Genomic DNA, 26,674 nt, shown 5'->3' with positions numbered 1-26,674 from the left:
CCGGGGGCCCGGAACATTCTCCGGGTCCCTCGGAAGATTGAAGGCGTCCATGGAACAGGTCATCGCAAATGGATTCTACCTCGGCGCCCAATATGCGCTGATCGCATTGGGGCTCACCCTGATCTTCGCCCTGATGAACGTGCTGAACTTTGCCCACGGGCAGATGTACGTGCTGGGCGGCTTCATCAGCTACACCGTCTACGGGCAGCTCGGACTGCCCTTCGTTCTGGCGCTACTGGCTTCGGGCGTCACCCTTGCGGTCATCGGAGCGCTCATGGAGAAGTTTCTTTTCCGGACCGTCATCAAGCGCAGCCTCCGAGAGGAAAGCACCATGCTGCTGGCGGCGGCGACGGCGTTTTTCTTCGACGCCGTCATCCTGCTCATCTTCGGTGAAAAGCAGCGCGGCGTACCCAAGATCGTCAAGGGCGTCTTCAACGATGGCGGCATCATCATGCCCTATGACCGTATGCTCGTCGGCGTGCTCGCACTGGTCTTCATCGCCGCCTTCGTCCTTTACATGCAGTACAGCAGGGTAGGGCGAGCCATGCGGGCGCTGGCCCAGGATCGGGTCGCTGCCCAGTTGATGGGCGTCAAGGTCGATCGCTACACGATGATCGGCTTCGCCATGGGTGCCATGCTGGCCGGCATCGTCGGTGGCCTCCTGGTCACCATCACCGGTGTCAATTCCGGAATCGGCGGGCCGATCTCGATCAAGGCCTTTATGATGGTGATGATCGGCGGCGCCGGCGTCGTCGGCGGCGCGATCGCCGGCGGCTTCATCCTCGGCATGATGGAGTCCGTCGGCCTCACTGTGCTGCGCGAATATGGCGACGTTACCTACCTCGTCATCTTCGCGGCGCTGATGGTGTTCCTTTCGATCCGCCCCAATGGGCTGATGGGCAAGCCGTGGGGTTGATGCGCGATGACGCATAACATGAAAATTGCTTCAGTCGCCGCCTTTTTGGCGATCGTCTTCATCGCCGTGCCGGTTCTGATCTCCGCCAGCGGTCGGACCGACCTCTACTACACGCTCACCTCGGTGGCTCTGCTCAGCATTGCCAGTGCCGGCGTGTGGCTCACCTTCTATATCGGCCGGATCAATATCGGTCAGGGCGCCTACGCACTGATGGGGGGCTACGTCTCGGCCATACTCGTGGTGACCTACGGTTGGTCGTTCTGGCTGACGCTGCCGGCCGCCGGCCTGTTTTGCGCGGCGGCGAGCGTCGCTATCGGCCTGCCGATCCTGCGGCTGCGCGGCGTCTATTTCGCCATGGTGACACTGGTGCTGACTGAGGTCGCGCGGCTTCTGGCGCTGGCGCTGCCGGTCACCAACGGCGCCAAGGGGATGGTCAGCATCCCGCTGCCCGGGGCGCTGTCGGTCTTCGGCCTCATCATCATTCCGGATTTCGCCACGTTGCATAATTCCCGGCTTGCCTTCTACCTGCTGGCGGCCGCGCTCATGGTGGCTTGCTTCGCGGTGGTGTACCGGCTGGTTCATTCACGCATTGGCAAGCTCTGCCAGTCACTCCAGCAGAATGAGGAGCTGGCCTCGTCGATCGGCGTCAACATCGCCTATCTGCGCGTCATCGCCTATGCCGTCTCGTCCTTCTTCGGCGGCGTCGCCGGAGCGATCTTCGCCGCCATCTCGCAATCGATCTATCCGTCCAGCTTCACGGTCACCGACTCTGTCAACTTCATGCTGAACTGCTTCCTCGGAGGGCTCGGCTATGTTTTCGGTCCGATGCTGGGCACGCTGGTGCTCTATTTCGGCTGGGACCTGCTGTTCCAGACCGGCCAGTTCCAGCTGCTGATCTACTCGACCTTGATGATCGTGCTGATGCTGTTCCTGCCCAACGGCTTGCTGAGCCTTGCCGCCACGACCCGGAAGAAGGGCTGAGCCATGGCCGATCTGCTCGAAGTCTCGGCCCTGACGAAGCGCTTTGGCGGTCTCGTCGCGGTCAACAACGTCTCCTTCTCGGTGCGCGAGAAGGAGATACTGTCGGTTATCGGCCCCAACGGCGCCGGCAAATCGACGCTGTTCAAGCTGATCTCGTCCTTCCTCAGGCCGACATCGGGCCAGGTGCGCTTGAAGGGCGAGCGCATCTCCGATCTGGCGCCGCACATCGCGGCACGCAAGGGCGTCGTCCGGACGTTTCAGGAAACGACGATCTTCAAGAACATGAGCGTGCGCGAAAACGTCATCATCGCTCACCATCTGCGCTCCACGGCGAGCCTGATTGGCTTCTTCCTCGGCACCGGCACGGCCAAGGCCGACGAGGCGGCCTTCGGCGCCTCGGCCGACGACATTCTTGAGCTGCTCGGCCTATCGTCGCTCGCCGGTGAAATCGCCCGAAACTTGCCGCATGGTCACTTGCGGGCCCTTGGCATTGCCATCGGTCTCGCCACGAACCCGTCGATCCTGCTGCTGGACGAGCCTTTCGCCGGAATGAATCACGACGAGACGATGAGAATGGTGGCGATGGTCAAACGGTTGCGCGAGCTTGGCCTCACCATCCTTCTGGTCGAGCACGACATGCCTGCCGTCATGAAGATTTCCGACCGCATCGTCGTCTTGAATTTCGGCGAGAAGATCGCCGAGGGAACGCCGGCGCAAATCCAGAACAACGACAAAGTGATCGAGGCCTATCTCGGCAGCGAAGACGAGGCGATCGGCCTATGAACCAGATCCTGAAATTCGCTAATGTCGAACTCTATTACGATCACGTCTATGCGCTGAAAGGCGTGTCGGTTGAGGTCAACGAGGGCGAGACCGTTGCGTTGATCGGCGCCAACGGTGCTGGCAAATCGTCGATCCTTCGCGCCATCACCGGGCTGCGCAAAATCAAGTCCGGCGAGATCCATTACCATGGCCAGCGCATCGATGGCGCTGCTCCCGATGACGTGGTCAAGATGGGCATCTCCATGGTTCCAGAGGGGCGCCGTGTCTTCCCTTACATGTCGGTCCGGGACAATCTCCTGATGGGCGCCTTCACCCGCTCCGACAAGGCCGAGATTGCCAACTCGCTGGAGATGGTGCTCGGCCGTTTTCCTCGCCTCAAGGAGCGATATTCGCAAGCCGCCGGAACGATGAGCGGCGGCGAGCAGCAGATGCTGGTTATCGGCCGAGCGTTGATGGCCAAGCCACGCCTGCTGCTGCTCGATGAGCCGTCACTGGGCGTCGCACCGAAGCTTGTCCAGGACATTGCCCGCTCGATCGTGGCAATCAATCGCGACGAAAAGGTCAGCGTTCTCCTGGTCGAGCAGAATTCCCGCATGGCGTTGCGCATTTCGCAGCGTGCCTATGCGCTGACCACCGGCAGCGTCGCCCTTAGTGGGAATTCCGCCGATTTGCTGACCGACGAACGAGTCAAGCGTCTTTATCTTGGCGGCGAGGTCTGAGGCTTATCGCATGCGCATACTTGTCATAAATCCCAACACCACCGAATCGATGACCGCCAAGATCGGCAAGGCGGCAATGAGCGTCGCCTCCGCAGAAACGGAGATCATTTCGGTCAACCCCGGTGATGGTCCGCCGAGCATCGAAGGCTATTTCGACGAGGCCTTCGCCGTTCCGGGTATCATCGCCGAAATGAGCAAGGCAGCGGCCATCGATGCCTATGTGATTGCCTGTTTCGACGATACCGGGCTGGACGCGGCACGTTGCGCCACCGAGGCTCCGGTCATCGGTATCGGCGAGGCCGCCTTCCACCTAGCCAGCCTTGTTGCAGGCAAGTTCAGTGTTGTGACGACGCTCGCCCGCTCCGTTCCGGCGATCGAGCACAATTTGGTGAAATACGGCCTCGCGTCGCGCTGCGCCAAAGTCAGGTCGTCGGAGGTTGCCGTGCTCGATCTCGAACCACCGGGCTCGAACGCCAGGCGCAGAATCTCGGACGAGATCGCGCGCGCCATCGCTGAGGACAGGGCGGAGGCGATCGTTCTCGGCTGCGCCGGAATGGCCGATCTGGCAAGCAGCCTGTCGCAGGAACACGGCGTTCCCGTACTCGACGGTGTCGCCTGCGCGGTGACGTTGGCAGAGAGCCTGTTCAGAGTCGGTTTGAGGACGTCGAAGGTCGGCGGATACGCTGCTCCCCGCAGCAAACGGTTTTCGGGGATCTATGAATCGCTGTCTCCGGCCGGAGCTGCCGCAGCGGTTATATCACCGACCTAGAACGCGCTTGGCCTTACGAATTGAGATCCTGTGTCCCGGGATTGACCGCCGCGCAAGCGATACTAGATTGCATCGACCGTTAAGCGGTTTGGGATAGATCAGGCGGTGTTGTGCCTGCGCGTTGAAAAGCATGTTGACAGTGCTCAGAGAAGAGGATCGTGACGAAAAACCGGCAACCCGCTGGTCGCCGATCTACTATGGTCTGAGAGATGCCATCGTCAGTCATCGTCTCGCCCCTGGCACCAAGCTGCCGGAAGATGAGTTGGCGACGATCTATTCGGTGAGCCGCACCGTCATTCGTGCTGCCCTGCAAGCTCTGGCCCATGACCGGTTGGCGCGGCTGGAGCCGAACCGCGGTGCTTTCGTGGCACAGCCGTCGAAAATTGAAGCCCGCGAGGTGTTCGAGGCACGGGCGCTGATCGAACCCAAGGTGGCTTGGCTCGCCGCCAGCGCGGCGGTACCAAGCGACATTGCATGGTTGCGGCAGCATCTCGAGAAGGAGCATGAAGCACTTCACGCTGGCCGGGACAGCGAGGCGATCATGCTGTCGGCACGTTTCCACGTTGGCATCGCTGAGATCGCTGCACATTCGGTGTTCACCAAATTCGTTCGCGACCTTGTCTCGCATTCTTCCCTCATCATCGCGCTTTATTGGAAACGGCGCGACGCGACCTGTGAGAAACACGCCCATCACGCGCTGGTCGATGCAATCGAAGCAGGGCGTAGTTCCCAAGCGGCCGAGCTGATGACCAGTCATCTGGTCGACCTCCTGTCGGGGCTCGACCTCACAGACAAGATAGAAAAGTCTGACAATCTCTCCGACTTGCTTCGTCCGTAGAGCGGGAGAGCACTCAGCGCTGCTGTACGCGAGCAGCCGTGGTTGCCGGCACTGCCTGGATTATGGTCTCTCGAGTTTCGGCGCTTGATGCGATGGGAGCGGCGCTCGAGGAACGGATCGAACGAAGCGGGTTTGGCAAGCGGCCCTGCGCCTTGCAGTCCGGCTGGCTGTTGGCCAACGAATTGGCCAGGTTCGACCGACGGGATCGGGCAGCGCGCGTTGTCGCGGGCAGTCGCTACTCAAAGGTCTGGAACAGACAATTCGCAACCCGCATTCGCACTGCCGCTGTGTTGGCACGCATCGCCGCCCTCCCTCAATCCACTGCGGTCATGAAGGCTTTCGACCTGTCGCGCTACGGCGCTCCACCAGATCAGTTGACGGACGAGATCGATAGCAATCTGTACGAGGTAGCCCAGGTGGCAGATAGTGGTCAGTAGGCGTGCCGCCCAAGTGACCTGAACCGCCGGGTCGAGGCGGCTGACATGAGCTGACAGAGTCCAGGCCATGGCTGCCATGAACCATCGCGTCGTCACCGTGTTCGGTGGAACCGGGTTTCTCGGCCGCCGCGTTGTTCGGCATCTCCGCGATGGCGGTTTTTTCGTTCGGATTGCATCAAGACATCCGGAACGGGCCGAGAAGTTGTTTGGTTCTGATGATCCGCAACTTCAATCGGTCGAAGCCGATATCCACGATGAGCGGGCGATCACCGGTGCATTCGCTGGTGCTTATGGTGTTGTAAATGCGGTCAGTCTCTATGTCGAACGGGGACAGGAGACCTTTCATTCCGTGCATGTCGAATCGGCCCGGCGGGTTGCAGCTCAAGCACACCGAGCTGGCGTTGAACGGCTCGCTCACGTTTCAGGAATCGGCTCGGATGTTGCCTCGCCGTCGCTCTACATCCGCAAGCGTGGCGAAGGCGAACAGGCGGTGCGTGCCGCGTTTGCTGACGCCATCATCATCCGCCCGGCGGTGATGTTCGGACCGGATGACGCGTTTCTCACGATTATCCTCAAACTTCTCCGCCGGCTTCCAATCTATCCGATGTTCGGTCGCGGCCTGACGAGATTGCAGCCGGCCTATGTGGAAGATGTGGCGGAGGCGATCGCAAGGGCGCTGCAGGGGACGGAGACGCATGCGATCACGTATGAGTGCGGCGGTCCTCGCGTCTACTCTTACGAGGAATTTCTCAGAGCCGTTGCGCACCAAGCCGGTCTTAAGCCCAAACTGATTCCAATCCCATTTGCCGCTTGGCACGCACTGGCATGGGCCGCGGAAATGCTTGCGAGTCCGCCCGTCACTCGTAATCAGGTGGAACTGATGCAGGTCGACAACGTGTCATCGCCGCAGATGCCCGGATTTGAAGAACTTGGCATTTCGCCGCACCCGCTCGAGGAAATACTCCAGGAGATGTTGCGTAATCCCTGATCAACGACCTTCTTCCGTACTCAGACGCCGCGATTGAGTGTCCGAAATCGCGCTAACCGGCCAATCGTGAAAGCGAGCTTTTGGACCCCGTTCCGGCCGTTTGGTGCCGGGTGCCCTCTCTACGAACCGGCGATGAGGTTGATCTTCGCGGCCATGATGAAGTCGTTCTCGTGCAATCCCTTGATCTTGTGTGTCTGCAGCGAGACTGCCGCATAACCCCAGCCGAAACAGATGTCGGGATGATGCCGTTCTTCTTCCGCCAATCGAGCAACTTTGTCGACGAAGCTGAGCGATTGACGGAAGTCCGCGAATTTGAATTTGCGGCGCAGCAGGCGCCCCTCCTCCAGTTCCCAGCCAGGGGTCTGGGACAGATAGCCCTCGGCTGCCTCCTGCGTTAGCGGCGCGACGCCACCGCGGCAGGGCGTACAGGTTTTCTGAGCAATACCATCGGTCATGACAACCTCCCTTCGTGCTCGTTCCGGGTGTAGCGATCGCGTTTTTCACCTCGCCCGGTATTTGCTCGCATAGTGCTTGGCAAGAACCTTGCGAATCTGCTCGGCAACGCGCTTGTTGCCGGTCGTCGCCCGCACCTTGTCATCGCCTTTTTGCAGCTTCGGCAGATCGGCGCCCGGGCCTTGTTTCGTTGATTTGCGCATCGCAATAGATCAACGCCGTGACGGACAACCGGTTTCGTTCAAAGGACGATTTCCACAGGACTGCTGATCACGAGACCGAGCTCACCGTCCGCCCGCCCTTGATTGACAGCGATCTCGGCAAGCCCGTTCGAGTTCTCGTACCAAAAGGCCGTGCCTGGCGGCCGATCGCTGAAGGTCGTCGCGCCCTCCAGCAGGCGATTTGCTGCGGCGAGCCTTGCGCCTGCCGGCAGCCTGGCCGCCCTCAGGCCGGTCATGGCATTGCCGAAATGGTCGATATAGACGATCTCGGCGAGGTCCTCAGGCCAGTCTCTACGACGATCTGCTTCATCCAGGCGCGGCCTGCCGGGCGGCGGCTCACCGCGTGCCAGCATGGCCGCGACCGGGGCAAACAGGTCACGCCCGTGGAAGCTGGCGGACAGGCGCTCTGGCCTCCAGTCGATATCCCAGCTCAACGTCTTGGCCGCGCGGCGCTGGATCAGCTCGAACAGGCCGTTGCCGGGGCCGACATACCAGCGACCGTCGGCCTCGACGATGACGGACGGCCGCGTCCCTCCGACGCCTGGATCGACGACACAGAGAAAGACGGTTCCCGCAGGGAACCATTCCGCGTAGGCCACCAGCAGGTAAGCCGACGCCTTGGGATTGCCGACCGGCGCATCGGAGAAGAGGTCGATCGCGGGAATGCCCGGCGCCATCTGGTGCAACACAGCCTTCATCTGGCCCGTGTAGGGGCCGTGCAAGCCGAAATCCGTGAACAAGACAATCATGGACGGGGGCCGACTGCGCTGCGATGGACATACAGATAGTCGGCCGGAAGGCGCATCCGCCGGCAGGCCTGAACGGCCGGGTTGGTTTCCATGACGAGGCGATCCGCCAAAGCTCCTGCCTGCCGGACCGTCTCGGCTTCCCAGCTGTGCAAGCCGTGCCCGGTGAGCCCCAACAGCGCCTGCATCCAACCAGGCACCAGATCAACGGCAGCCGACACCAGCAGGTGCTGTGCCGGCCCCAGTGGCAGCGGCAGGATAGGCGCCGAACGCATGATCTCGAGAAATTCGAGCACGATGGCCGAGCGATCCAGCCGTCCGGCTGTCGCATGGAACAGCGTTTCAAGCTCGGCTTCCGATTCCGGTGCGCCTGTGGCGCCGAAAAGGCGCGCGGCGGGAACGCCCTCGGCATAACAGCGGTCGCGTTCCGATGCGGAGAGCTGCCGCACATAGGTGTGATAAGCTTGGACAAAGCCGTACGCCGCCGTGCCGTGAACCCAGTTCAGAAGGTCGGGGTCATTGGCGCAATACGCCTCGCCTGACGATGTTACGCCTGCGACCCGGTCGTGTATCCGCCGAACGCGGGCGATCATGGCCTCGGCCGTGGTGCGGGAACCGTAGATCGTCACCATGGCAGCGAGCCCCGTGCTGTGCAGTCGCCGAATTGGATTCAGGCGGAAAGACGTATGCTCCCATACGCCGGTGCGCACCCGCGGTTCTGCAAGCTCCATGATCACTGCGGTGACGCCGCCGATGAACAGTGAAAGCGGGTTCTTGAACACGCGCCACGACACGGAGTCCGGCGATACCAGTGCGGCCTCGCCGATCGGTCGCGAGAAATCGATGTGAGGCCGGTCGCCAGGTTGCAGCACCGCCCGCGCTACCGCCTCCAGGAGGCTTTGCAACGGCCAAGGCAGGACGATCGGCGTGGTCATGGCAACGAGCGCCATTCACAAGAAACGCGTGCTTCCGAACAGCGAAGTTGGGCCGCTGGACGCACTTGGCGAAACTACGGCCACTTTCTACGGTGCTCGATCACTTACTATAGCTCAATTGGCAGACAGCGCCCACCGCCAGTTCACATTGTCGGCCAGGACAGCGCAAGCCTCCCCCCTGGCGCAGTGCCAACGCACGTAGCAAACTGCCGGCTTTCGCGGTCCAGGGTCTGCTGCAACCAGCCAATGTCGCTGTTCGCCGCCTGGATGAGCTGGAAACGGCGGATCTGGAGGGGCACCAGTTCGAGCGTGACCAGATCGCTTCCAGGACCAAGGTCAGCGATGTACATCAGGGCAAGGTCGGGCCGAAATTCCCCGTGGCCTTTGATGCCTTCATAGTCATTCAGGAAGTCGCCGCAGCCATAGAGAATAAGGCGGTTCTTGTACACTTCGATGGATTTGGCATGATGCGATGAATGGCCGTGAACGATGGATATGTCGGCCCTGTCGATCAGTTCGTGGGCGAACCACCTTTGCTCCTCCGGGATGTCATAGCCCCAGTTTGGTCCCCAATGAAGGGAGACCACAACCACATCATTTTCTCGTCGGACAGCGGCCACCAGATCGGCGATCGCTGCGACAGTCGCATCGGAAAGCGAAGGTAGAAAGTTCACTCCGGCCCGGTCATGCGTCGCCGCCCAATGTCGAGGGACGCCGCTCGTCTTCGAGGCGAACGAAAAAACAAGTACGCGCCCTGCGTCGGTGTCTGCCAAAATCGCCGGGGCGCTTGCCTGGGCGGCATTGCGCCCCGCGCCTGCGGTCTTGATTTGCAAACGCTTGAGCGTCGCCAGGGTCTCCAGCAGCCCAGCGCGCCCCCAATCAAGAACGTGATTGTTGCCGAGCACGCAGCAGTCGACCCCCGCGGCGACGAGGCAGTCGGCGTTCTCGGGGCTCATCCTGTAGTTGATGCCTTTGGCGACATAGGCGTCGCAGCGCGTAATGCTGGTCTCGAGATTTATGATGCTCGCGTCCGGCCGAGCCCGCTCCAATTCTTGCAGCGCAGCGCCCCAGATGTAGGGGAAGTCGACCGGTGTCGGTATCGGTTGGTTCGCAGCCACCGCCATCCGGACGTAGTCTATGGCCGATTGCACATAGCGCTCGTGAAGACGAGGGTCACACGGATGTGGAAGCGCTTGGTCTATGCCTCGCCCCGTCATCACATCGCCACAGAGAAAGATCCGCATGACGCGTACCAGCCGGGCCCATCACGATCAGTCATGCCGCTCATGACCCGCAGGCCTTCCTCAATTGCCAGAATTCACACGAGCGAAGACCATCATCGCTCATATACTCCGACGAGAACCGCCTCGGCGAGGAGATGCTTGCGCGCTTCTCGTTCGACCGCCTGACACGATCGGTCGTTGCCGGGCGGCAGGTGCTTGATCGACAGCGCAAGCAACCGGAAGTGATAGCGGTGTCGGCCGTGGCGATGCGGCGGGCAGGGACCACCGTAACCTGGTCGCCGGAAATCGTTGGTTGCCTGCTTGAAGCCTTGCTTGCCAGCGTGCTGGGCGGCGCCTTCGGCCAACCCTACACAATCGGCCGCAATGTCATAGGCCGCCCAGTGATGCCAGATCTTCGCCGGATCGTCTGGATCATCGCAGAGAAGGACAAAGCTGCCGGTTCCGGCTGGAGCGCCAGTCCAACCGAGGGGAGGGGAACGATCCTCACCGTCGCAAGTGAAGCGCCGCGGGATCGTCGTACCGTTCGCAAAGCTGCTTGAACTGAGCTGCATAGGTCGCCCCTTACGCTGTTGCCGCGCCGCGCAACACTCAGTCCCAAAACGCCAGGTGCCAGGCAAAACTGGTAGGAAGCGCGGGCGTCGCCTTGAGGCTGCATTCCGACACGAGCTTCACGGTTGATCGGGCGCGAGGATAAGCGCTCTATCGAAAATGTACGAGACAATATTGAATGGCAGTTCGCTTCGCCTTGCCGTCCCGGCTAAGCGCCGCGCCGCGCCGCGCCGCACGGATCGTAGCCAGCGATGGCAAGGCTGTGATATCATTGCACAGGTTGCGCCACCGTTGGCAATTGCCACGCCCGCGCAGCCTGACCACTGCGCAGTGCTAATCGGGTCGCGGGTCTCGTCCCGTTGAACGAGTGGCCTCGGATCATGGAACTCGTCGTTGCTCTTGGGCTGATCGTCTTCAAGGTCGCGTTGCTGATTGCGATCCTGCTGCTGCTGCCCTTGCCGCTGACCTGGCTGGAACGCAAGATCGCGGGGCGCATGCAGCAGAGGATGGGGCCGATGCGTGTGGGATGGCATGGGCTGCTGCAGCCGGTGGCGGACGGGGTCAAGCTCTTGACCAAAGAGGACCACATCCCTGCCGAGGCCGACCGCTTCCTGTTCAAACTGGCGCCAATCCTGGCACTCGCCCCGCCCTTCGTGGTGTTCGTCGCGGTCCCCTTTGGCGAATCCGTATCGGTCCTCGGCACCGAGATCACTCTCTACGTCTCCAACATGAACGTCGCGCTGCTTTTCGTCTTCGCGGTGATCGGGATCGAGGTCTATGGCGTCATCTTCGGAGGCTGGGCAGCGAACAGCAAATACGCTGTTCTGGGCAGTCTCAGGACCTGCGCGCAGATGATCAGCTACGAGATCCCGATGGGGTTCGCGGTCATCGGCGTGGTCATGCTGGCGCAATCCATGAGCCTGCTCGACATCGTGCGGGCGCAAGCCAATGTCTGGAACATCGTCTACCAACCGGTCGGGTTCTTCGTGTTCTTCGTCGCTGGGCTGGCCGAATCCCAGCGCATTCCCTTCGACCTGGCGGAAGCGGAAGGCGACCTGGGGGCCGGGTTCCATACCGAATACAGCGGTATCCGCTTTGCGTTCTTCATGGTCAGTGAATACGCCATCATGCTTTTGACGTCGGTCCTGGCGGTGATCCTGTTCTTCGGCGGCTGGAACGGCGTGCTGGTCCCGTTGCCACCGCTCGTCTGGTTCGTGCTCAAGGTCGCGTTCTTCGTCTATGTGTTTATCTGGTTCCGCTTCACTTTCCCGCGCTATCGCTACGACCAACTGATGGCGATCGGTTGGAAAGTCTTGCTTCCTCTGTCAATGGCGAACATAATCATAACCGGTGTTGCTTTCCTTTAGGGGCCGTAGCGGCTCCGCAGCGGGGCGACGATGTCGCGCGCACTGGACAGAATTGGAACATGGATCGGCTGGGCGTTCTTCGCCGATCTGGCGAACGGCTTGGCGCTGACCTTCGGGTACATGTTCTCCAAATCCGTGACCATGCAGTATCCTGACAAGGAAAAATGGTTGCCCTATTCGCGTTACCGCGGGCATCACTTCCTGAAGCGTGACGAAGAGGGCGAGATCAAATGCGTGGCCTGCGAACTCTGCGCGCGGATTTGTCCCTGCTACTGCATCGAAGTCATCCCCTACGAGGACGAGAAGGGCAACCGACGCCCGGCAAAATTCGAGATCGACATGGCCCGGTGCCTATTCTGCGGGCTGTGTGAAGACGCCTGTCCGGCCGACGCGATCGCGCTTGGCCAACAGTACGAGTTCTCGAGTTTTTCCTCGCGTGACCTAGTGATCGGGCGCGACGATCTGCTCGGCAAACCGGGCAAGGCGATGACCGGCGGCGGCGTGGTCGCTGCACGTCTGAACACCGAGCAGGACGTGCTGGTCGAGACGAGCGAGCCGCAGGGGTACAACTGGTGGCGGAATATCCGACGAACGTGAAGGCGCGCCAGCTGGCAAGCCGGAGCGCGCAGACAGGAGGCTCAAATGCTGGTCTGCCATATCTTGAAGACCAAGGCTCCCGAGGTCATCTCGGTCACTCCAAGTCAGACGATGGTGGAAGTGCTACGGCTGTTTCGGGAGAACAACATCGGCTTCGTGGTCGTCAGCCGTTTCCCCGGGCAATGCCTGGGCACGCTTTCGGAGCGGGACTGCTGCAATGCGGTGGCTGAATACGGAACCGAGGCGCCCTTGATGCGGGTCGCCGACATCATGAACCGCAGTGTGGCGACCTGTTCGACACAGGATTTGCTGCCGTCGGTGATGGCGACCATGACCAAACGGCGTACGCGCCATGTGCTGGTCATGGATGGCAACGCTACTGTCGGCGTGGTGAGCATCGGCGACGTGGTCAAGCACCGGCTCGACGAACTGATGAGCAACGAGCAAGTGCTGCACGATTACATTGCCGGGACCGGCTATCACTGACGACACCGGCTCAAGGCGCAGGATCAGGGCAGGCTGCACAGGGAACCCGTGAAGCCTCAGATCGGATTGTCAGGCCGCGCCTCGGCCACGGCGACAGTGGCGATCTCGAAAGCGGCGTGCGCCATTTCAACTTCCACCGGACATGGGTATTCGCCCCGCCGCATCAGGCTGTTGAGACGCAGGGATCTGTAGTTCTCGGGAACGAACACGAGGCCCCTGGGAAAACGCTTGTTGACCTTGAGCTTCGCCGTCAGTTCGCCCTGGGCGGACCGCACGACCACCTGATCGCCATCCGCAAGGCCAAGCTGCGTTGCATCCGGCGCGCTCATCTCGACATACGGGTCATCCGCGACCGTATTCAGGATCTTTGAGCGCTCGGAAAGATATCCGTTGTGGAACAGGCAGTTGCCGGTAACCAGTATGAGCCGGTCGGCTGCAATGGGGGCAGGCGGGAGGGCGAAGAACTCGCCAACCGGTGGCGCAAGGGCCGCCTTCGTGAAAGCTCCGTCGGCGCCAAGCCCGTCCTGCGTCAATCCTTCGTAGGCCGGAACCAGCTGGGCGATCTCGCCGAAGATTTCGCCTTGGATCGACGGCCGCAACGCCTGGCCGCGAAGCGCCGCTACGAAGTCGAATATCGCCAGATTGTCCCGCGCCTCGAGGGCGGGTTCGCGGAACTTGCAGACCTTCTGGGTGCGGCCTTCGTTGTTGGTGAACGTGCCGGATTCCTCGCCATAACTCGCCGCGGGCAGCACGACATCCGCCAGGCCCGCCGTATCCGTGAGGAACGCGTCCTGCACGATCAAGAGATCGGCGGCACGAAGCGCCCGCTGCACGAATCCCCGGTCGGGATAGGACATCAGGGGGTCGCTTCCGACGATATAGAGCGCACCCATTCGCTTCCTGTCACAGAGCTCCAGCATGGCGTCGAAATCCACGCCCGGTTCAGACGGGATTTCGACGCCCCAGGCTCGTTCGAGAGTTGCGCGCGCCGCATCATTGGCGAGCGCCCACAGCCCCGGCAGCGCCGTCGGCAGAACGCCCATGTCCCAGGCACCCAGTTGGTTGGCACGGTCGAACAGGAACTGCATCGCCAGGCCCTTGCCGAGTGCGCGCAGAACCTGCAAAAGGTTGTTGAGCTGGTACAACGTCGCGCGCGCTTGGGGCGATCTCAAGAGGTCAGCGCTGACAAGCACGGTGACGCTGCGGCCTTCCAGCAGCGCCGCGGCCAGACGGTCCGGACCGTCACTGTCGGTGGCCGCTGCCGGCCGGCCGGTTTTCGCGCCCATGTCCGCAAAAACATCGCCCGGCAATGCCTGACCAGCCGCCCCCAGTGCGCTCACCACCGCGGCAAGGCCCTGAGCCTCACCGCCCGGCGGCACGCGAACGACCGCCCGCGCATCGGCGTCCAGGCGGGATGGCCGCGCCGAGAGCATGAGTAAGCCGGTCTGTCGCCGCCGTGCACAGTCTCGCAGCAGATATTCGGTGACTGGGTTTTCGTCCGTCACGTTGCCACCGACGACGAGCACACAGTCGTTGCCGATCACCTCCTCCAGCGGCGCGCGGGTGTAGAAGGCGGCCACCAACGGGCCGAGCGCATCAAAGGGCGTGGACCAGCGCGAGGAGCAGTCGATATTGTTGGTCCGGAATGCCGTCCGCATCAGCTTCTGGAACTGATAAAGCACCTCGTTGGGCAGGCGCGGCGAGGCCAGCCCGCCCGCGGCCTTGCTGGCGACGGCCGACAGCCGCCGGCGGAGGTAGTCCCCGGCTTCGTCCCAGGAAACCGGAACCAGGGCCCCGTCACGACGGATCATCGGCCGCTTGATCCGGTCCTGACTGCCGACGAAGTCGAGGCCGAAGCGCCCGCGCACGCAGAGCGTTTCGCGGTTTATGCCGTGCTCCACCTTCGAGCGGACCCGCATGAATTCGCCCTTGCGCGCGCCGACGGTTAATTGGCAGCCGGTGCCGCAATGCGGGCAGACCGTGTCGGTCTCGACCAGATCCCAGGGCCGCGCCTTGTAGCGATAGGGGAAGCTCATCAGCGCGCCGACCGGGCAGACCTCGACGCAATTGCCGCATTGATCGCAACTCGCGAGACTGCCCTCGAAGCCAGTGACGGCGGTATCCATGCCTTTTTCAACGGTGCCCAAGGCGACCGCGCCGACGACTTCTTCGCACATCCGGACGCAGCGCTGGCACTGGATGCAGCGGTTGACGTTCATGATGATGACCGGGCTGAGACGGATGTCCTCGGAGTGGAACACGCGCTTGGCATCGCGGAACCGGCTTGTGCGGGGCCCGTATGCCATCACCATGTCTTGCAGCTCGCACTCGCCACCCTTGTCGCAGATCGGGCAGTCGAGAGGGTGGTTGGCGAGCAGCATGTCGAGCATGGAAGAGCGTGTTTCGTCGATCAACTGCGTGTTCGTCCGCACCACCATGCCGTCGGTGACCGCGGTGGCGCAAGAAGGCTGTAGCCGCCGCTGTCCCTCAATCTCCACCAGGCACATGCGGCAGGAGGCCAGCGCCGGCAGCCGCTTCAGATAGCAGAAGGTCGGGATGTCGATGCCCAAACGCTCGGCGGCCTGCAGCACCGTAGAGCCCGCCTCCACTTCCAGCATTCGTTCATCGATTGTCACGCTAACCATGGCTTTCCTCGCGGTCCTCTCGCTGCGTCCTCCTCAGTGAAACAGACACCTCCGCTCCTCGATATGCGCGACGAATTCATCCTCGAAATGCGCCAGTGCCGCCCGCAGGCCCATCGCCGCGCCGTCGCCCAGAGCGCAGAACGTGTTGCCGAAAATGCCCTTGCAGAGCTCCGCCAACTGTTCCAGGTCGCCCGGCGCGCCCTGGCCCGCCTCGACCCGGCGCAGCACCTTGACGACCCAGTTCAACCCTTCGCGGCAGGGGGTGCACTTGCCGCAGGACTCGTGATGGAAGAACTCGATGATCCGGGTGGCGACTTTGACAATGCAGGTCGAGTCGTCGATCACGATCACCCCGGCCGAGCCGAGCATCGAGCCAGCGGCGGCCAGCGAGTCGAAGTCCATCCCGACGTCCAGCCCGCGTTCCGGGATCAGCGGCGCCGAGACCCCGCCTGGGATCACCGCCTTGAGCTTGCGCCCCGGCAGCGGCCCGCCGGCATAGTCACAGACCAGTTCGCGCAGCGGTATCCCCATCGGCAGCTCGTAAAGGCCCGGTTTCCGCACCTGTCCGCTGAGGCAATAGAGCTTCGGGCCGGGGCTCTTGTCCGGGCCGATGCCGCGGAACCAGTCGGCCCCTCGCACCACGATATGCGGGACGCAGGCCAGCGTCTCGACGTTGTTGATCACGGTCGGGCTGGCGTAAAGCCCTTCGACCGCCGGGAACGGCGGTTTCAGACGCGGCTGCGCCCGCTTGCCTTCGAGCGAGTCGAGCATCGCGGTCTCCTCGCCGCAGATATAGGCGCCGGCGCCGCAATGGATGTGCACGACGAAGCTGAAATCCGAGCCCAGAATCCGTGTTCCCAGATAACCCTTCGCATGGGCCTCAGCGATCGCCTGCTCCAGCCGCGCGATCGCCAGCGTGTACTCCCCGCGGATGTAGACATAGGCGGTTTCCGCCCCTATCGCGTAGGCGCTGATCGCCATGCCCTCGATCAGTTGGTGTGGGTCACGCTCCATGATGATCCGGTCCTTGAAGGTGCCCGGCTCGCCTTCATCGGCGTTGCAGCACAGGTATTTCGGCTTGCCGGTACGCTTGGGCACGAAGCTCCATTTCATGCCCGTGGGGAATCCGGCTCCGCCGCGTCCGCGCAGGTTGGATTTCTTGACGAGGTCGATGATCTCGTCGGGTGTGTGCTCCCGCAGCGCCTTGGCCAGCGCCCGGTAGCCGCCGCCGGCCTCATAGGTCGCGAGCAGATGGCCATCCGGCACGTCCAAGTTCTTGAGAAGGACGGGTTCGAACATGGCGCTATTCTCCCGGCGGTCCTGGGGCGACGAGATCGGCGCCAGTCGCCTGCCGCATCGTCGCGCGCAGCCTGTCCAGGAGCGCGTCGATCCGAGCGATGTCGAGGTCGCCGTGATAGTCGTCGCCGACCTGCATCACGGGGGCCATCTCGCAAGCGCCGAGGCATTCGACGGTCGAAAGCGTGAACAGCCCGTCCGGCGTCGTGCCGCCCTTCTTGATGCCGAGCACCTCCTCCAGGTGTCTCAGCAGGTCCTCGGATCGGCACAGCATGCAAGAGACGTTGTCGCAGAGCTGCAGGTGGAAAATGCCGACCGGCTCGGTATGGAAAAGTGTGTAGAAGGTCGCCAGTTCGTAGACCCAGATACGCTCGACGCCGAGGATGTCGGCGACCTCTTCCAGCACCGGGCCGGGCAGATGGCCATGTTCCCTCTGCGCGATCAGAAGCGCGGGCATGATGGCCGAGCGCTGGTCGGGATACCGCGACGCCGCCTCTTCGATCTTTTCGCGCATGGTCATCGCGTCCAATTCCCTGCTACTTGTCCACCTCCGCCATCACGGGGTCGAGGCTGCCGAGCACGGCGATCATGTCCGCCAGGTAGCGCGCGTTGGTGACCCCGAACAGTGCCTGAAGGTTGACGAACGAAGGTGCCCGGACCTTCATGCGGAACGGTTTTGGCGACCCGTCGCTGATGATGTAGAAGCCGAGCTCGCCCTTTGGCGCCTCGATCGCCGAGTAGACCTCGCCCTTAGGCACCTTGAAGCCATAGGCCGACAGGTCGAAATGCTGGATCAGCGCCTCCATCGAGCAGTGCACCCGATCCTTGTCCACCGGGAAGGCGATTGTCGGCATGTCGATCTGGAACGGCCCATCGGGCATCTGGTCGAGGCATTGCTCGATGATCCGGACGCTCTCGCGCATTTCGTCGACGCGGCATCGCCAGCGTGCGTAGCAATCGCCTTCATCTCGGGTAATAACGTTGAACGCGAGCCGGTCGTAGATCTCATAGGGCTCGTCGCGGCGGATGTCCCAGTCGACGCCCGAGGCGCGCAGGTTCGGGCCGCTCAGTCCCAGATCGATGCCGTCCGCGGCGGAGATCACGCCGATCCCTTGCGTTCGCTTCAGGAACACGCGGTTGTTATCGACCAGCCGTTCATAGTCGCGGATCCGGTTCGGGAAGATGTCGCAGAACTCCCGGATCTTGGGGAAGAACCCGTCGGGCAGATCCTCGCGCACACCGCCGACCCGGCAGAAGGAGGTGTGCATCCGCGCCCCGCTGATCATCTCCAACAAGTCCATGATCATTTCGCGCTCGCGCATGGCGTAAAGGAGCGCGGTCATGGCGCCCAGGTCCAGCGGGAGGGCGCCGGTGATCAGAAGATGACCGGAGATCCGTGCCAGTTCGGCCATCAGCACGCGGATATATTGCGCGCGGATCGGGGCTTCGATGCCCAGGAGCTTCTCCACAGCCAGTGCGAAGGCCAGATTGTTCGAGGGCGGGCAGAGGTAGTCGAGCCGGTCGGTTAGCGGGAAGATCTGGGTGTAGGTGAAGCTCTCTGCCAGTTTCTCTGTGCCGCGGTGCAGGTAGCCGATATGCGGGTCCACGCGCGCGACATATTCGCCATCCAACTCGAGGACGAGCCGCAGCACCCCATGCGTGCTGGGATGCTGCGGGCCGAGGTTGAGAAGCACCTCCTTGGTGTGGGGCGCATCGGCTTCCGGCCAGCTCAGTTCCGTGACTTCGGTCATCTCAAGTCCTCGGTGTGGAACAGCCTCCCTATGGAATGTCCTTGGTGGCAAGGTCGGGCTGCGTCGGCGGTGGGCCTTCGGCGCCAAACGGGTTCAGCTTGTCCTTGTAGCCTCGCAGCGGAAAGTCCTTGCGCTGCGGGAAGCCCTCGAACCCTTCCCACATATAGATCCGGCGCAGGTCGGGGTGGCCTTCGAACCTGATCCCGTACATGTCCCAGGCCTCGCGCTCATGCCAGTTGGCGGTGCGCCAGACCCCCGTCACCGACGGGATCCGCGGAGGATCGCGGAGGCGGCACTTGATCCGCACGCGCCATTTGTTCGGCAGCGAAAAGAGATGGTACACCGCCTCGTAGCGCGGTGCTTCGGGGTAGTGATCGACCCCGCAGATGTCGGACAGGAAATCGAACCGCAGCGCCGGGTGTTCCTTCAGGAACCGGCAAAGCTGGACGATCGTGTCAGGCGGAGCGGCGAAAGCGTGAACCCCATGCGAGAAGCCAAGCTCCTCGATTGCCCCCCCGAAACGCTCCGCGATCAGGGTGCGGATGAGGGACGTCTCCACGCTCATGGCACCGCGACCCGGTCCAGAGGCGTCCCGGCCAACGCCCTGGATTTCTTGATCTTCTCCTGAAGCAGAAGGAAGCCGTGCATCAGCGCCTCGGGCCGCGGCGGGCAGCCGGGCACATGCACGTCCACTGGCACGAAGGTCTCCGCCCCCTGCACCACGGCATAGGTGTTGTAGACCCCGCCCGAGATGGCGCAGGTGCCCATGGCGATGACCCAGCGCGGTTCCGGCATCTGGTCATAGAGCCGGCGCACCACGGGCGCGAATTTCCGCGTTATGGTGCCGGCGATGATCATCACGTCGGACTGGCGCGGCGAAGGCCGGAACACCACACCGAAGCGGTCGAGATCGTAGCGGGCACACCCCGCCGAGATCATCTCGATGGCGCAGCAGGCAATGCCGAAGGTTTCGGGCCATAGCGCCGACCTTCGGCTCCAGCTGATCAGGCTGTCGGCCGTGGTGAACAGCACGCTGTCGCGGATCGCGTTGTTTACGCCTCCCATTCTAGCGCCCCCTTCAGCCAGGCGTAGGCGAAGCCCACGAGAAGCAGCAATATGAAGACGAACATCTCGACATAGCCGACCAACCCGATCTGTTTCAGGACAACGGCCCAGGGAAAGAGGAACATCGTCTCGACATCGAAGACGACAAATAGGATCGCGATGATGAAGAACTGCACCCTGAAGCGGCCTCCGGCGGCTTCGCCCGCCGGGTCCATGCCGCATTCATAGGGCATGTTCTTCGCGGGATAGGGATTGGATCGGCGCAGTAGCGAGGAGACAAAAAGCGTAACCATCGCCACCAGAACAATTCCGGCAACCATGAAAAGAACCGGCAGGAACTCCATTCCGGTCACGTCGCGTAGCCCCGGTCACCTACCGAGGGCTCTGCTCTGGCCGCTACCGACCCCTTTGGGACCGGTGATGCGGGCGCCCTCGAAAGCGACTTGGGCATTCCTTTCTTGCACGGCCAGAGTATTCCGTCAGCCGGATCATTGCAAATCCAATCGATCAGCCGCCAACTGCGGCATGTTGCGCAAGCCTCAGAAACCACGCCGGAAATAGGCCGATGCCGATGGTGCCGGCAGCGGTGAAGGCGAGTGTGGCGGCGACCGCGGGCGTCAGCGCCGGGTCGAACGCGCCCTCCGGCTCGCGCATGTAGATCACCATCACGATACGGATGTAGAAGTAGGCGGCAACGGCGCTCAGCAGCACTGCGATCACCGCCAGCATGACGAAACCACGCTCGACGAGGGCGACCAGCACGTAGAACTTGGCGAAGAACCCGGCTGTTGGCGGAATTCCGGCCAATGAGAACAGATAAAGCAGCATCAGAAGCGCCAGTCCGCGATGCGATTTGGCGAAACCAGCGTAGTGCTCGATGACCTCGCCCGAGAAATCGCCGTTCCGCATCATGATGACGATACCGAAGATGCCGAGATTCATGAACGCATAGATCAGCAAATAGAGCATCACGCTGGCGGCGCCGTCCGCACCGCCGGCCGCCACGCCGAACATGGCGAACCCGGCATGGGCGATGCTGGAATAGGCCAAGAGGCGCTTGAAATTGTCCTGCACCAGCGCCACGAAACTGCCGAGCGCCATCGTCACTGCTGCAATGACGGCGACGATGATCCAGACGTTCGAGGCGGCGACCAGTGGGTTGAGGAACACCCGCAGGATCACGGCGAACCCTGCTGCCTTGGGTCCCACCGACATGAAGGCGGTGATCGTCGTCGGCGCGCCCTCATAGACGTCCGGCACCCACATATGGAACGGCACCGCGCCGACCTTGAATACCAGCCCCGCGACGATAAAAACCACAGCCAGGAGCAATCCGGGATCGAGCGGATCACCGGTCACCGCCGCAGCCATCTCGTCCAACTGCGTCGTGCCGGTGAGCCCGTAGATCAGCGAAACGCCGTAAAGGAAAATCCCGGTCGAGACCCCGCCAAGGATCACGTATTTCAGCGCCGCTTCGTTCGACCGCTGCTGCTGCCGCAGGAAGCCGGTCAGCACATAAGTGCAGAGCACCATCAATTCGAGGCCTACATAGATCGACAGGAGGTCGGTCGCCGAGGCCATGATCATCATACCCGAAAGCGCCAAGAGCAGCAGTACATAGTATTCACTGCTCCCGATCCCTTCGATCTCGGCATATTTTCGCGAAAGAAGGAATGTCAGAACTGTGACCAGGTAGAACACGACCTTGAAGAAGACCGCGAAGCGGTCGGCGACGAACATGCCCGAGTAGGCCGGCCGCACCTCGCCCGCAAGCATGAGTGTCCCCAGGGCGGCAATCAGCACGACCGCGATTGAAGCCCAGACAAGGAATTGTTGCTGCCCCTTCCGCACCAACTGCCCCAGGATCAGCAGGATGCAGGCCCCGGTAACCACGACGATCTCGGGCAGGCTCGCCAGAATCGACTGGAAAAGCGCGGCGGCGGTCATTGGGCGCCCCCCTTACCGTGCACCTGCGCTAGTAGATGCTTGACCGAGGCGTCGATGATTTCGAGAAAGGGCTTCGGATAGAGCCCGACCCAAAGAACGAAGACGGCTAGCGGCAGGATCGCCGCCATCTCGCGGGCGTTCACGTCGCGGATCTTGAACCGCACGCCGATGCTGGCCGGACCAAGCGCGACTTTCCTATACATGCCAAGCAGATAGGCTGCTCCCAGCAAGGCCCCTAGAACGGCGGCAGCGCCGACAGCGAGGTTGGCTGCGAACGCGCCTGACAGCACCAGCAACTCGCCAACGAACGAATTCGTTCCCGGCAGAGCCATCGACGACAGGGTGAATAGTGCAAGAAACGCTGTATAGACCGGCGCCGCCTTCATCAGCCCGCCATAATCCGCGATGCTGCGGGTATGGGTCCGCTCGTAGATAAGGCCCACAGACAGGAACAACGCGCCCGTCGTTACGCCATGATTGAACATCTGCAGGATGCCGCCCTCGAGCCCACGGAGGTTCAGCGTGAAAATCCCCAGCGTCACCAAGCCCATGTGGCTGATGCTGGAATAGGCCACCAGCTTCTTCAGATCGTCCTGCGCCAAGGCGAGCAACCCGCCATAGACGATAGCGACCGCCGAAAGGACCAGCATCAGCGTCGAATAATGCACCGACGCCTCCGGCAGAATTGGCAGCGAGAACCGCAGGAACCCGTAGGCGCCCATCTTCAGGAGCACGGCGGCGAGGATGATGCTGCCGGCCGTCGGTGCCTGCACATGGGCGTCCGGCAGCCAAGTATGGACCGGGACCATCGGAACCTTGACCGCGAAGGCGATCAGGAAGGCGAAGAACAGCCATGACTGGACCTGCAGGGGCAAATCCTGCGCCATCAGGGTGCGGATGTCGAAGGTCTCGCCACCGTGGAAATAGAGCACGATGACACCGATCAGGAACATGAGGCTGCCTGCCAGTGTGTAGAGGAAGAACTTGAAAGCTGCATAGACCCGGCCGTCGCCACCCCAGACGCCGATGATCAGATACATCGGGATCAGCATCGCCTCCCAGAAGACGTAGAACAGGAACAGGTCCAGTGCGCAGAACACGCCCAGCATCAGCGCCTGCATGGCCAGCAGGCTGACCATGAACTCTTTCACCTTGCGGTCGATCGCAACCCACGAGGCAAGCACGCTGATCCAGCCCAACAGCGCGGTCAGGAACACGAAGGGTGCGCTGATCCCGTCGATGCCAAGTGAGTAGGTGATCCCTAGCGCCGGCACCCACGGGCGCGTCTCGGTGAACTGCATTTCGTGGGTAGAGGTGTCAAAGCCGCCGAGCATGGCGATGCAAAGCACGAAGTCGAGGACAGTGACACCCAGTGCCATCCACCGCACCACATCGTCGTTGCGGACAAACATCAGCGCCGCTGCCCCGACGGCTGGCGTGAACACGATGAGGCTAAGCAAAGGGATCGTCATCGCGCCCCCTACCGCCACGCCACAGCGAATACGGCGATAGCCGCGATCACACCAGCGATCATCGCCAGCGCGTAATGGGTCACGACGCCGCTCTGGAGCCGCCGCAGCGCCCCACCGCCGCGCAGGATCGCGCGAGCGACGGCGTTCACGAAGGCGTCCACGCCGCGCAGATCGATCCGCAGTCCTGCCCGTGCCATCCCGTGCAGAAAGGGCAGCGCCGCGGTCTCGGACACGTCACTCACCGCCTTCTCGTAGCGCGCCAGCGGTTTTTCGGCGAGCCACATGAAGCGCCGCGCGCCCATGCGGTAGAACCAGTCGGTATCGATGCTGATCGTATTCTCTGGGTCGAGCGCTCTGAGGAAGATGACGAAGCCCAAGGCGGTGAACATCAGCACGCCGAGGCTCTCGGTGATATGGACGCCGGTGTAGGGATCGAAGTCGACCGGATGGGGCAGAAGCGCGTAGAGCGTCTGGGGGAACACCCCGATCGCAATGCAGAGCACCGCTGCCATACCCATCGCAACCAGCATGTTGCGCGGCGGTTCTCGCGCTTGCAGCCCTTGGTCCGTGCCGAAAAACATGTAGTACGGGAGCTTGAGCCCGGTGTGCAGGAACGTCCCTGACGACGCCATTGTCAGCGCCAGCACCACCAGCGCGCGATGATCCTGTCCGGCGGCGGCCACCACCATCGACTTGGTGACGAAGCCTGAGAAGAACGGGAATGCCGAGATCGCCAAGGCGCCAACCATGTAGAGCGCAAGGGTTACCGGCATGGTTTTGTAGAGCCCTCCGAGTTCGGTGAGCTTGCGCCGCCCGGTGACGTGGATCACCGCCCCCGCGCCCATGAAGAGGAGCGCCTTGTAAAGGATATGCGCGAAGGCATGGCTGACGGCGCCGTTCACCGCCATCTCGGTCCCGATGCCGATGCCCACCACCATGTAGCCCACCTGGCTGACGATGTGATAGGCCAAGAGCCGCCGGCAATCGTTCTCCAGCACCGCGTAGACAACGCCGTAAAGCGCCATCACCGTGCCGAGCCAGACAAGAAGATCGGTCCCCGGAAACGCCCGCGCCAGCACATAGACGGCGGTCTTCGTGGTGAAGGCGCTCATGAATACGGCCCCGGTGACTGTCGCTTCCGGGTAGGCGTCGGTCAGCCAGGCGTTGAGTGGCGGCACCGCGGCGTTGAGTAGGAACCCGGCAAGGATCAGGCAGGTGGCGAAGCCAAGCCCGTCCTCGATCGGGCCAAAGAGCACCGAACCGGTGGCGAACCCATGGAGAATGATGCCGCCGAGCAGGGCAACGCTGCCCGTGATATGGACCATGAGGTAGCGGAACCCTGCGCGGAGCGCCTGCTCGCTGCGCTGGGCAAAGACCAGGTAGGCAGAGGCAAACGTCATACCCTCCCAGAACAGGAACAGGGTCAGGTAGTCGCCGGCGAACACTACCCCGAGCGCGCTGCCGACGTAGACGAACGCCGCCACATGCTGGGCTGCGTGCGTCAGATGCAACGCATAGACCGTGCCGATCAATGCCATGATGCTGAAAACGGTGGCGAAGAGGACACTCAGCTTGTCGACCTTCGCGATCATGATTTGCTGCCCGATGAACTGCGCCGCGCCGTAGCTGCCAGGATGCATCGTCAGCACGGCCAAGATCGCCAGCGTTGGGATCAGCAGCACATAGGCCTTGCGGACAGACCCTTTCAGGATGGGGATCGGCAACGCGCCGAGAATGAACAGCAGGCCGGGGTGGACGAAGTCAGTCATAATAGTCCTCGCGCCGCATCAGCCCGCACTGATGGCCAAGAAACTTGGACACGAAGATCAGAAGCACGCAGGAGCCGAAGCCGTAGAGGGCAGACCAGCCAGGCAACCGCTCCCACAGGTATTCGGCGTGTTCGCGGAAGACCAGAAAGTCGGCGATGACGATCAGGACGAGCACCAGATAAAATAGCCGGCGACGCTTTTTCGCATGTCTCTCATCGCCAAAGAAATCGACGACGCGCTTGATCATCTGACGACTCTTTCCGCTAGGGCGAGAAAATAGTCCGGGAAGATGCCCATCGCCACCGACAGGATGGCGGTCGCGACCAGCGGGATCGTCAACATCGGAATTTCACGAACGGTCGCCGGGCTCTCCTGCGCCTCCGTCCCGAAGAAGGCGACATAGCTGATCGGGAGGAAATAGGCGGCGTTCAGGACCGAACTTGCCAGGAGCACGATAAGGAACGGGGTCTCGCCGGCCTCCACCGAGCCGAGCGCCAGATACCACTTGCTGATGAAGCCCGCAGTCGGCGGCACCCCGATCATGCTGAGCGAGCCGACGAAGAACGCCCCCATCGTCCAGGGCAGCCTGCGGCCGATGCCGGCCATATCGCTAATGTTCCGCTTGCCAGATGCGCAGTAGATCGACCCGGCACAGAAAAAGAGCGTGATCTTCGAGAATGCATGCGCCGCGATGTGGATGATCCCGCCGACCATCGCGGCGGGCGACAGCAGAACCGCGCCCAGCACGATGTAGGAGAGTTGGCTGACCGTCGAATAGGCGAGCCGTGCCTTCAGGTCGTCCCGCGTCAGGGCGTAGATGGACGCCATCAGGATCGTGAACGAGACCACATAGGCCGTGGCGATGCCGAGCCCCAGCCCGCCCACCAGCCCTGCGCCGAAGACGTGGAACACGACGCGCAGCACGCAGAACACACCCATCTTGACGACGGCCACCGCATGCAAGAGCGCGCTAACCGGTGTCGGCGCCACCATCGCGGCAGGCAGCCAGGCGTGCATCGGCATCACCGCGGCCTTGGCGAAGCCGAAGAGATAGCAGAAATAGACGACGGTCAGCAGCGGCGCCGAGGCGTCGACCCCCGCCAACAGCCCCCCCGGTACAAAGTCGAGTGACCCCGCAATGCTGTAAGTTAACGCCAGCGCGGCCAGAAGCACGCTTTTCGACGCGCCCATCAAATAGACGAGGTATTTGCGGCTGCCCGTCCATCCCTCCTCGTCCTCGTGGTGGTAGACAAGCGGATAGGTAACGAGGCTCAGCACCTCGTAGAAGATCACCAACGTGAACAGATTGGCGGCAAAGGCGCCCCCGGCGGCGGCGGCGAGGCTGGCGGCGAAGCAGGCGAAGAATCGGGTCTGCGCATGCTCATTCAAGTGCCGCATGTAGCCGATGGAATAGATCGACGCCACGATCCACAGCAGCGACGAGACGGTGGCAAACACCATGCCGAGCGCATCGACACGGAAAGCGAAGTCGATCCCCGGCAGAATCTCGAACAGGCGCAAATCGACTGTCCCGCCCGCCAGCACCGTGGGCGCCATCGAGGCGACAATTGCGAACATGGCCGTCGCGGCCAACGGCGAGACGGCATCGCGGAGCTTCACGCGCTTGTTTAGAAGGAGAACTGCAAGGGCCGCCAGAAGTGCGACGGCAACGGCAAGCAGCGGCCGGATCGATATCACCG

29 protein-coding genes are annotated in these 26,674 nt (G+C 62.3%); 11 read left to right on the top strand and 18 right to left on the bottom strand.

Translation table 11 applies throughout. The features are described 5' to 3' along the window. The first annotated feature begins 49 nt into the window (after positions 1 to 49). The 8 genes from ACFFNA_RS31065 to ACFFNA_RS31030 all read left to right on the top strand — a co-directional run bounded on the left by ACFFNA_RS31065 (position 50) and on the right by ACFFNA_RS31030 (position 6,431). Positions 50 to 916 (top strand): branched-chain amino acid ABC transporter permease, encoded by an 867-nt coding sequence (locus ACFFNA_RS31065; RefSeq protein WP_111547946.1) that lies wholly within the window; start codon positions 50 to 52, stop codon positions 914 to 916. Between the two features lie 18 nt (positions 917 to 934). After that, positions 935 to 1,897 carry a branched-chain amino acid ABC transporter permease gene (locus ACFFNA_RS31060; protein ID WP_245446329.1) on the top strand — a complete coding sequence of 321 codons (963 nt, stop codon included), beginning with the start codon at positions 935 to 937 and terminating at the stop codon, positions 1,895 to 1,897. Between the two features lie 3 nt (positions 1,898 to 1,900). Continuing rightward, positions 1,901 to 2,680, top strand: coding sequence for an ABC transporter ATP-binding protein (locus tag ACFFNA_RS31055; RefSeq protein WP_111547948.1), 780 nt, complete (start codon positions 1,901 to 1,903; stop codon positions 2,678 to 2,680). After that, positions 2,677 to 3,399, top strand: a complete 723-nt coding sequence (locus tag ACFFNA_RS31050) for an ABC transporter ATP-binding protein (RefSeq protein WP_111547949.1) — start codon at positions 2,677 to 2,679, stop codon at positions 3,397 to 3,399. Before ACFFNA_RS31055 ends, ACFFNA_RS31050 begins: the two co-directional genes overlap by 4 nt. Positions 3,400 to 3,409: 10 nt before the next feature. Next, the gene (locus tag ACFFNA_RS31045; RefSeq protein WP_378923627.1) at positions 3,410 to 4,168 is read left to right on the top strand and encodes an aspartate/glutamate racemase family protein; all 759 of its coding nucleotides are present in this window, start codon (positions 3,410 to 3,412) and stop codon (positions 4,166 to 4,168) included. A gap of 130 nt (positions 4,169 to 4,298) precedes the next feature. After that, a complete protein-coding gene (locus ACFFNA_RS31040) occupies positions 4,299 to 5,006 on the top strand; it encodes a GntR family transcriptional regulator (RefSeq protein WP_136622356.1) in 708 nt (235 codons plus the stop codon). Between the two features lie 38 nt (positions 5,007 to 5,044). Further along, the gene (locus tag ACFFNA_RS31035) at positions 5,045 to 5,443 is read left to right on the top strand and encodes a hypothetical protein (RefSeq protein WP_378923626.1); all 399 of its coding nucleotides are present in this window, start codon (positions 5,045 to 5,047) and stop codon (positions 5,441 to 5,443) included. Positions 5,444 to 5,510: 67 nt separating this feature from the next. Then, a complete protein-coding gene (locus ACFFNA_RS31030; RefSeq protein WP_378923625.1) occupies positions 5,511 to 6,431 on the top strand; it encodes a complex I NDUFA9 subunit family protein in 921 nt (306 codons plus the stop codon). A gap of 119 nt (positions 6,432 to 6,550) precedes the next feature. Here ACFFNA_RS31030 and ACFFNA_RS31025 read toward each other — a convergent pair whose 3' ends face one another. From ACFFNA_RS31025 to ACFFNA_RS31000, 6 genes are all read right to left on the bottom strand, one after another. Next, positions 6,551 to 6,886 carry a 4a-hydroxytetrahydrobiopterin dehydratase gene (locus ACFFNA_RS31025; protein WP_136619151.1) on the bottom strand — a complete coding sequence of 112 codons (336 nt, stop codon included), beginning with the start codon at positions 6,884 to 6,886 and terminating at the stop codon, positions 6,551 to 6,553. A gap of 45 nt (positions 6,887 to 6,931) precedes the next feature. After that, positions 6,932 to 7,087 carry a hypothetical protein gene (locus ACFFNA_RS31020; protein WP_378923624.1) on the bottom strand — a complete coding sequence of 52 codons (156 nt, stop codon included), beginning with the start codon at positions 7,085 to 7,087 and terminating at the stop codon, positions 6,932 to 6,934. A 38-nt stretch (positions 7,088 to 7,125) separates the two neighbouring features. Beyond that, the gene (locus ACFFNA_RS31015; RefSeq protein ID WP_378923623.1) at positions 7,126 to 7,854 is read right to left on the bottom strand and encodes an SAM hydrolase/SAM-dependent halogenase family protein; all 729 of its coding nucleotides are present in this window, start codon (positions 7,852 to 7,854) and stop codon (positions 7,126 to 7,128) included. Then, a complete protein-coding gene (locus ACFFNA_RS31010) occupies positions 7,851 to 8,786 on the bottom strand; it encodes an oxygenase MpaB family protein (protein WP_378923622.1) in 936 nt (311 codons plus the stop codon). Before ACFFNA_RS31010 ends, ACFFNA_RS31015 begins: the two co-directional genes overlap by 4 nt. 143 nt (positions 8,787 to 8,929) lie before the next feature. Next, complete coding sequence (locus ACFFNA_RS31005; protein WP_378923621.1) at positions 8,930 to 10,030, bottom strand: CapA family protein; 1,101 nt, start codon at positions 10,028 to 10,030, stop codon at positions 8,930 to 8,932. A 92-nt stretch (positions 10,031 to 10,122) separates the two neighbouring features. After that, a complete protein-coding gene (locus ACFFNA_RS31000; RefSeq protein WP_378923620.1) occupies positions 10,123 to 10,581 on the bottom strand; it encodes a YbhB/YbcL family Raf kinase inhibitor-like protein in 459 nt (152 codons plus the stop codon). A gap of 378 nt (positions 10,582 to 10,959) precedes the next feature. On the opposite strand from ACFFNA_RS31000, the gene nuoH reads away from it, so the two are divergent. From nuoH to ACFFNA_RS30985, 3 genes are read left to right on the top strand one after another with little or no spacing between them, the layout of a single operon-like run. Then, positions 10,960 to 11,946 (top strand): NADH-quinone oxidoreductase subunit NuoH, encoded by a 987-nt coding sequence (nuoH, locus tag ACFFNA_RS30995; protein WP_111547958.1) that lies wholly within the window; start codon positions 10,960 to 10,962, stop codon positions 11,944 to 11,946. Positions 11,947 to 11,976: 30 nt separating this feature from the next. Then, positions 11,977 to 12,543: an NADH-quinone oxidoreductase subunit I gene (locus ACFFNA_RS30990; RefSeq protein WP_111547959.1), complete on the top strand. Its 567-nt coding sequence runs from the start codon at positions 11,977 to 11,979 to the stop codon at positions 12,541 to 12,543. 45 nt (positions 12,544 to 12,588) lie between these two features. Continuing rightward, positions 12,589 to 13,029 (top strand): CBS domain-containing protein, encoded by a 441-nt coding sequence (locus ACFFNA_RS30985; protein WP_111547960.1) that lies wholly within the window; start codon positions 12,589 to 12,591, stop codon positions 13,027 to 13,029. Positions 13,030 to 13,085: 56 nt separating this feature from the next. On the opposite strand, the gene nuoG is transcribed toward ACFFNA_RS30985, so the two are convergent. The 12 genes from nuoG to ACFFNA_RS30925 all read right to left on the bottom strand — a co-directional run bounded on the left by nuoG (position 13,086) and on the right by ACFFNA_RS30925 (position 26,672). Further along, entirely contained in the window at positions 13,086 to 15,674 is a 2,589-nt protein-coding gene (gene nuoG, locus ACFFNA_RS30980) for an NADH-quinone oxidoreductase subunit NuoG (RefSeq protein WP_378923619.1), read from the bottom strand. Positions 15,675 to 15,707: 33 nt separating this feature from the next. After that, complete coding sequence (nuoF, locus tag ACFFNA_RS30975) at positions 15,708 to 16,973, bottom strand: NADH-quinone oxidoreductase subunit NuoF (RefSeq protein WP_111547962.1); 1,266 nt, start codon at positions 16,971 to 16,973, stop codon at positions 15,708 to 15,710. Between the two features lie 4 nt (positions 16,974 to 16,977). Further along, positions 16,978 to 17,490 (bottom strand): NADH-quinone oxidoreductase subunit NuoE, encoded by a 513-nt coding sequence (nuoE, locus tag ACFFNA_RS30970; RefSeq protein ID WP_378923618.1) that lies wholly within the window; start codon positions 17,488 to 17,490, stop codon positions 16,978 to 16,980. 16 nt (positions 17,491 to 17,506) lie between these two features. Beyond that, positions 17,507 to 18,721: an NADH dehydrogenase (quinone) subunit D gene (nuoD, locus tag ACFFNA_RS30965; protein WP_111547964.1), complete on the bottom strand. Its 1,215-nt coding sequence runs from the start codon at positions 18,719 to 18,721 to the stop codon at positions 17,507 to 17,509. A gap of 28 nt (positions 18,722 to 18,749) precedes the next feature. Beyond that, positions 18,750 to 19,286 (bottom strand): NADH-quinone oxidoreductase subunit C, encoded by a 537-nt coding sequence (locus tag ACFFNA_RS30960; protein ID WP_378923617.1) that lies wholly within the window; start codon positions 19,284 to 19,286, stop codon positions 18,750 to 18,752. Continuing rightward, positions 19,283 to 19,786 carry a NuoB/complex I 20 kDa subunit family protein gene (locus ACFFNA_RS30955; protein ID WP_111547966.1) on the bottom strand — a complete coding sequence of 168 codons (504 nt, stop codon included), beginning with the start codon at positions 19,784 to 19,786 and terminating at the stop codon, positions 19,283 to 19,285. Before ACFFNA_RS30955 ends, ACFFNA_RS30960 begins: the two co-directional genes overlap by 4 nt. Beyond that, positions 19,774 to 20,139: an NADH-quinone oxidoreductase subunit A gene (locus tag ACFFNA_RS30950; protein ID WP_111547967.1), complete on the bottom strand. Its 366-nt coding sequence runs from the start codon at positions 20,137 to 20,139 to the stop codon at positions 19,774 to 19,776. The genes ACFFNA_RS30955 and ACFFNA_RS30950 overlap by 13 nt, the downstream gene beginning before the upstream one ends. 154 nt (positions 20,140 to 20,293) lie before the next feature. Beyond that, the gene (locus ACFFNA_RS30945) at positions 20,294 to 21,733 is read right to left on the bottom strand and encodes an NADH-quinone oxidoreductase subunit N (protein ID WP_378923616.1); all 1,440 of its coding nucleotides are present in this window, start codon (positions 21,731 to 21,733) and stop codon (positions 20,294 to 20,296) included. Next, positions 21,730 to 23,205, bottom strand: coding sequence for an NADH-quinone oxidoreductase subunit M (locus ACFFNA_RS30940; protein ID WP_378923615.1), 1,476 nt, complete (start codon positions 23,203 to 23,205; stop codon positions 21,730 to 21,732). Before ACFFNA_RS30940 ends, ACFFNA_RS30945 begins: the two co-directional genes overlap by 4 nt. Positions 23,206 to 23,213: 8 nt before the next feature. Continuing rightward, a complete protein-coding gene (locus tag ACFFNA_RS30935; RefSeq protein ID WP_378923614.1) occupies positions 23,214 to 24,974 on the bottom strand; it encodes a Na(+)/H(+) antiporter subunit D in 1,761 nt (586 codons plus the stop codon). Then, entirely contained in the window at positions 24,967 to 25,221 is a 255-nt protein-coding gene (locus ACFFNA_RS30930; protein ID WP_111547971.1) for a hypothetical protein, read from the bottom strand. The genes ACFFNA_RS30935 and ACFFNA_RS30930 overlap by 8 nt, the downstream gene beginning before the upstream one ends. After that, entirely contained in the window at positions 25,218 to 26,672 is a 1,455-nt protein-coding gene (locus tag ACFFNA_RS30925) for a monovalent cation/H+ antiporter subunit D family protein (protein ID WP_378923613.1), read from the bottom strand. The genes ACFFNA_RS30930 and ACFFNA_RS30925 overlap by 4 nt, the downstream gene beginning before the upstream one ends. Positions 26,673 to 26,674 lie beyond the last annotated feature (2 nt).

The sequence above is a fragment of the Mesorhizobium kowhaii genome, from assembly GCF_042431665.1.
GTDB lineage: Bacteria > Pseudomonadota > Alphaproteobacteria > Rhizobiales > Rhizobiaceae > Mesorhizobium > Mesorhizobium kowhaii.
The sequence above is the reverse complement of the archived record's forward strand: the minus strand, read 5'-3'. Positions and strand labels throughout refer to the sequence as shown.

Coding starts and splice junctions, on each gene's coding strand:
- ACFFNA_RS31065 (WP_111547946.1), top strand. CDS start 50: ATGGAACAGGTCATCGCAAATGGATTCTACCTCGGCGCCCAATATGCG.
- ACFFNA_RS31060 (WP_245446329.1), top strand. CDS start 935: ATGAAAATTGCTTCAGTCGCCGCCTTTTTGGCGATCGTCTTCATCGCC.
- ACFFNA_RS31055 (WP_111547948.1), top strand. CDS start 1,901: ATGGCCGATCTGCTCGAAGTCTCGGCCCTGACGAAGCGCTTTGGCGGT.
- ACFFNA_RS31050 (WP_111547949.1), top strand. CDS start 2,677: ATGAACCAGATCCTGAAATTCGCTAATGTCGAACTCTATTACGATCAC.
- ACFFNA_RS31045 (WP_378923627.1), top strand. CDS start 3,410: ATGCGCATACTTGTCATAAATCCCAACACCACCGAATCGATGACCGCC.
- ACFFNA_RS31040 (WP_136622356.1), top strand. CDS start 4,299: ATGTTGACAGTGCTCAGAGAAGAGGATCGTGACGAAAAACCGGCAACC.
- ACFFNA_RS31030 (WP_378923625.1), top strand. CDS start 5,511: ATGGCTGCCATGAACCATCGCGTCGTCACCGTGTTCGGTGGAACCGGG.
- ACFFNA_RS31025 (WP_136619151.1), bottom strand. CDS start 6,886: ATGACCGATGGTATTGCTCAGAAAACCTGTACGCCCTGCCGCGGTGGC.
- ACFFNA_RS31020 (WP_378923624.1), bottom strand. CDS start 7,087: ATGCGCAAATCAACGAAACAAGGCCCGGGCGCCGATCTGCCGAAGCTG.
- ACFFNA_RS31015 (WP_378923623.1), bottom strand. CDS start 7,854: ATGATTGTCTTGTTCACGGATTTCGGCTTGCACGGCCCCTACACGGGC.
- ACFFNA_RS31010 (WP_378923622.1), bottom strand. CDS start 8,786: ATGACCACGCCGATCGTCCTGCCTTGGCCGTTGCAAAGCCTCCTGGAG.
- ACFFNA_RS31005 (WP_378923621.1), bottom strand. CDS start 10,030: ATGCGGATCTTTCTCTGTGGCGATGTGATGACGGGGCGAGGCATAGAC.
- ACFFNA_RS31000 (WP_378923620.1), bottom strand. CDS start 10,581: ATGCAGCTCAGTTCAAGCAGCTTTGCGAACGGTACGACGATCCCGCGG.
- nuoH (WP_111547958.1), top strand. CDS start 10,960: ATGGAACTCGTCGTTGCTCTTGGGCTGATCGTCTTCAAGGTCGCGTTG.
- ACFFNA_RS30990 (WP_111547959.1), top strand. CDS start 11,977: ATGTCGCGCGCACTGGACAGAATTGGAACATGGATCGGCTGGGCGTTC.
- ACFFNA_RS30985 (WP_111547960.1), top strand. CDS start 12,589: ATGCTGGTCTGCCATATCTTGAAGACCAAGGCTCCCGAGGTCATCTCG.
- nuoG (WP_378923619.1), bottom strand. CDS start 15,674: ATGGTTAGCGTGACAATCGATGAACGAATGCTGGAAGTGGAGGCGGGC.
- nuoF (WP_111547962.1), bottom strand. CDS start 16,973: ATGTTCGAACCCGTCCTTCTCAAGAACTTGGACGTGCCGGATGGCCAT.
- nuoE (WP_378923618.1), bottom strand. CDS start 17,490: ATGACCATGCGCGAAAAGATCGAAGAGGCGGCGTCGCGGTATCCCGAC.
- nuoD (WP_111547964.1), bottom strand. CDS start 18,721: ATGACCGAAGTCACGGAACTGAGCTGGCCGGAAGCCGATGCGCCCCAC.
- ACFFNA_RS30960 (WP_378923617.1), bottom strand. CDS start 19,286: ATGAGCGTGGAGACGTCCCTCATCCGCACCCTGATCGCGGAGCGTTTC.
- ACFFNA_RS30955 (WP_111547966.1), bottom strand. CDS start 19,786: ATGGGAGGCGTAAACAACGCGATCCGCGACAGCGTGCTGTTCACCACG.
- ACFFNA_RS30945 (WP_378923616.1), bottom strand. CDS start 21,733: ATGACCGCCGCCGCGCTTTTCCAGTCGATTCTGGCGAGCCTGCCCGAG.
- ACFFNA_RS30940 (WP_378923615.1), bottom strand. CDS start 23,205: ATGACGATCCCTTTGCTTAGCCTCATCGTGTTCACGCCAGCCGTCGGG.
- ACFFNA_RS30935 (WP_378923614.1), bottom strand. CDS start 24,974: ATGACTGACTTCGTCCACCCCGGCCTGCTGTTCATTCTCGGCGCGTTG.
- ACFFNA_RS30930 (WP_111547971.1), bottom strand. CDS start 25,221: ATGATCAAGCGCGTCGTCGATTTCTTTGGCGATGAGAGACATGCGAAA.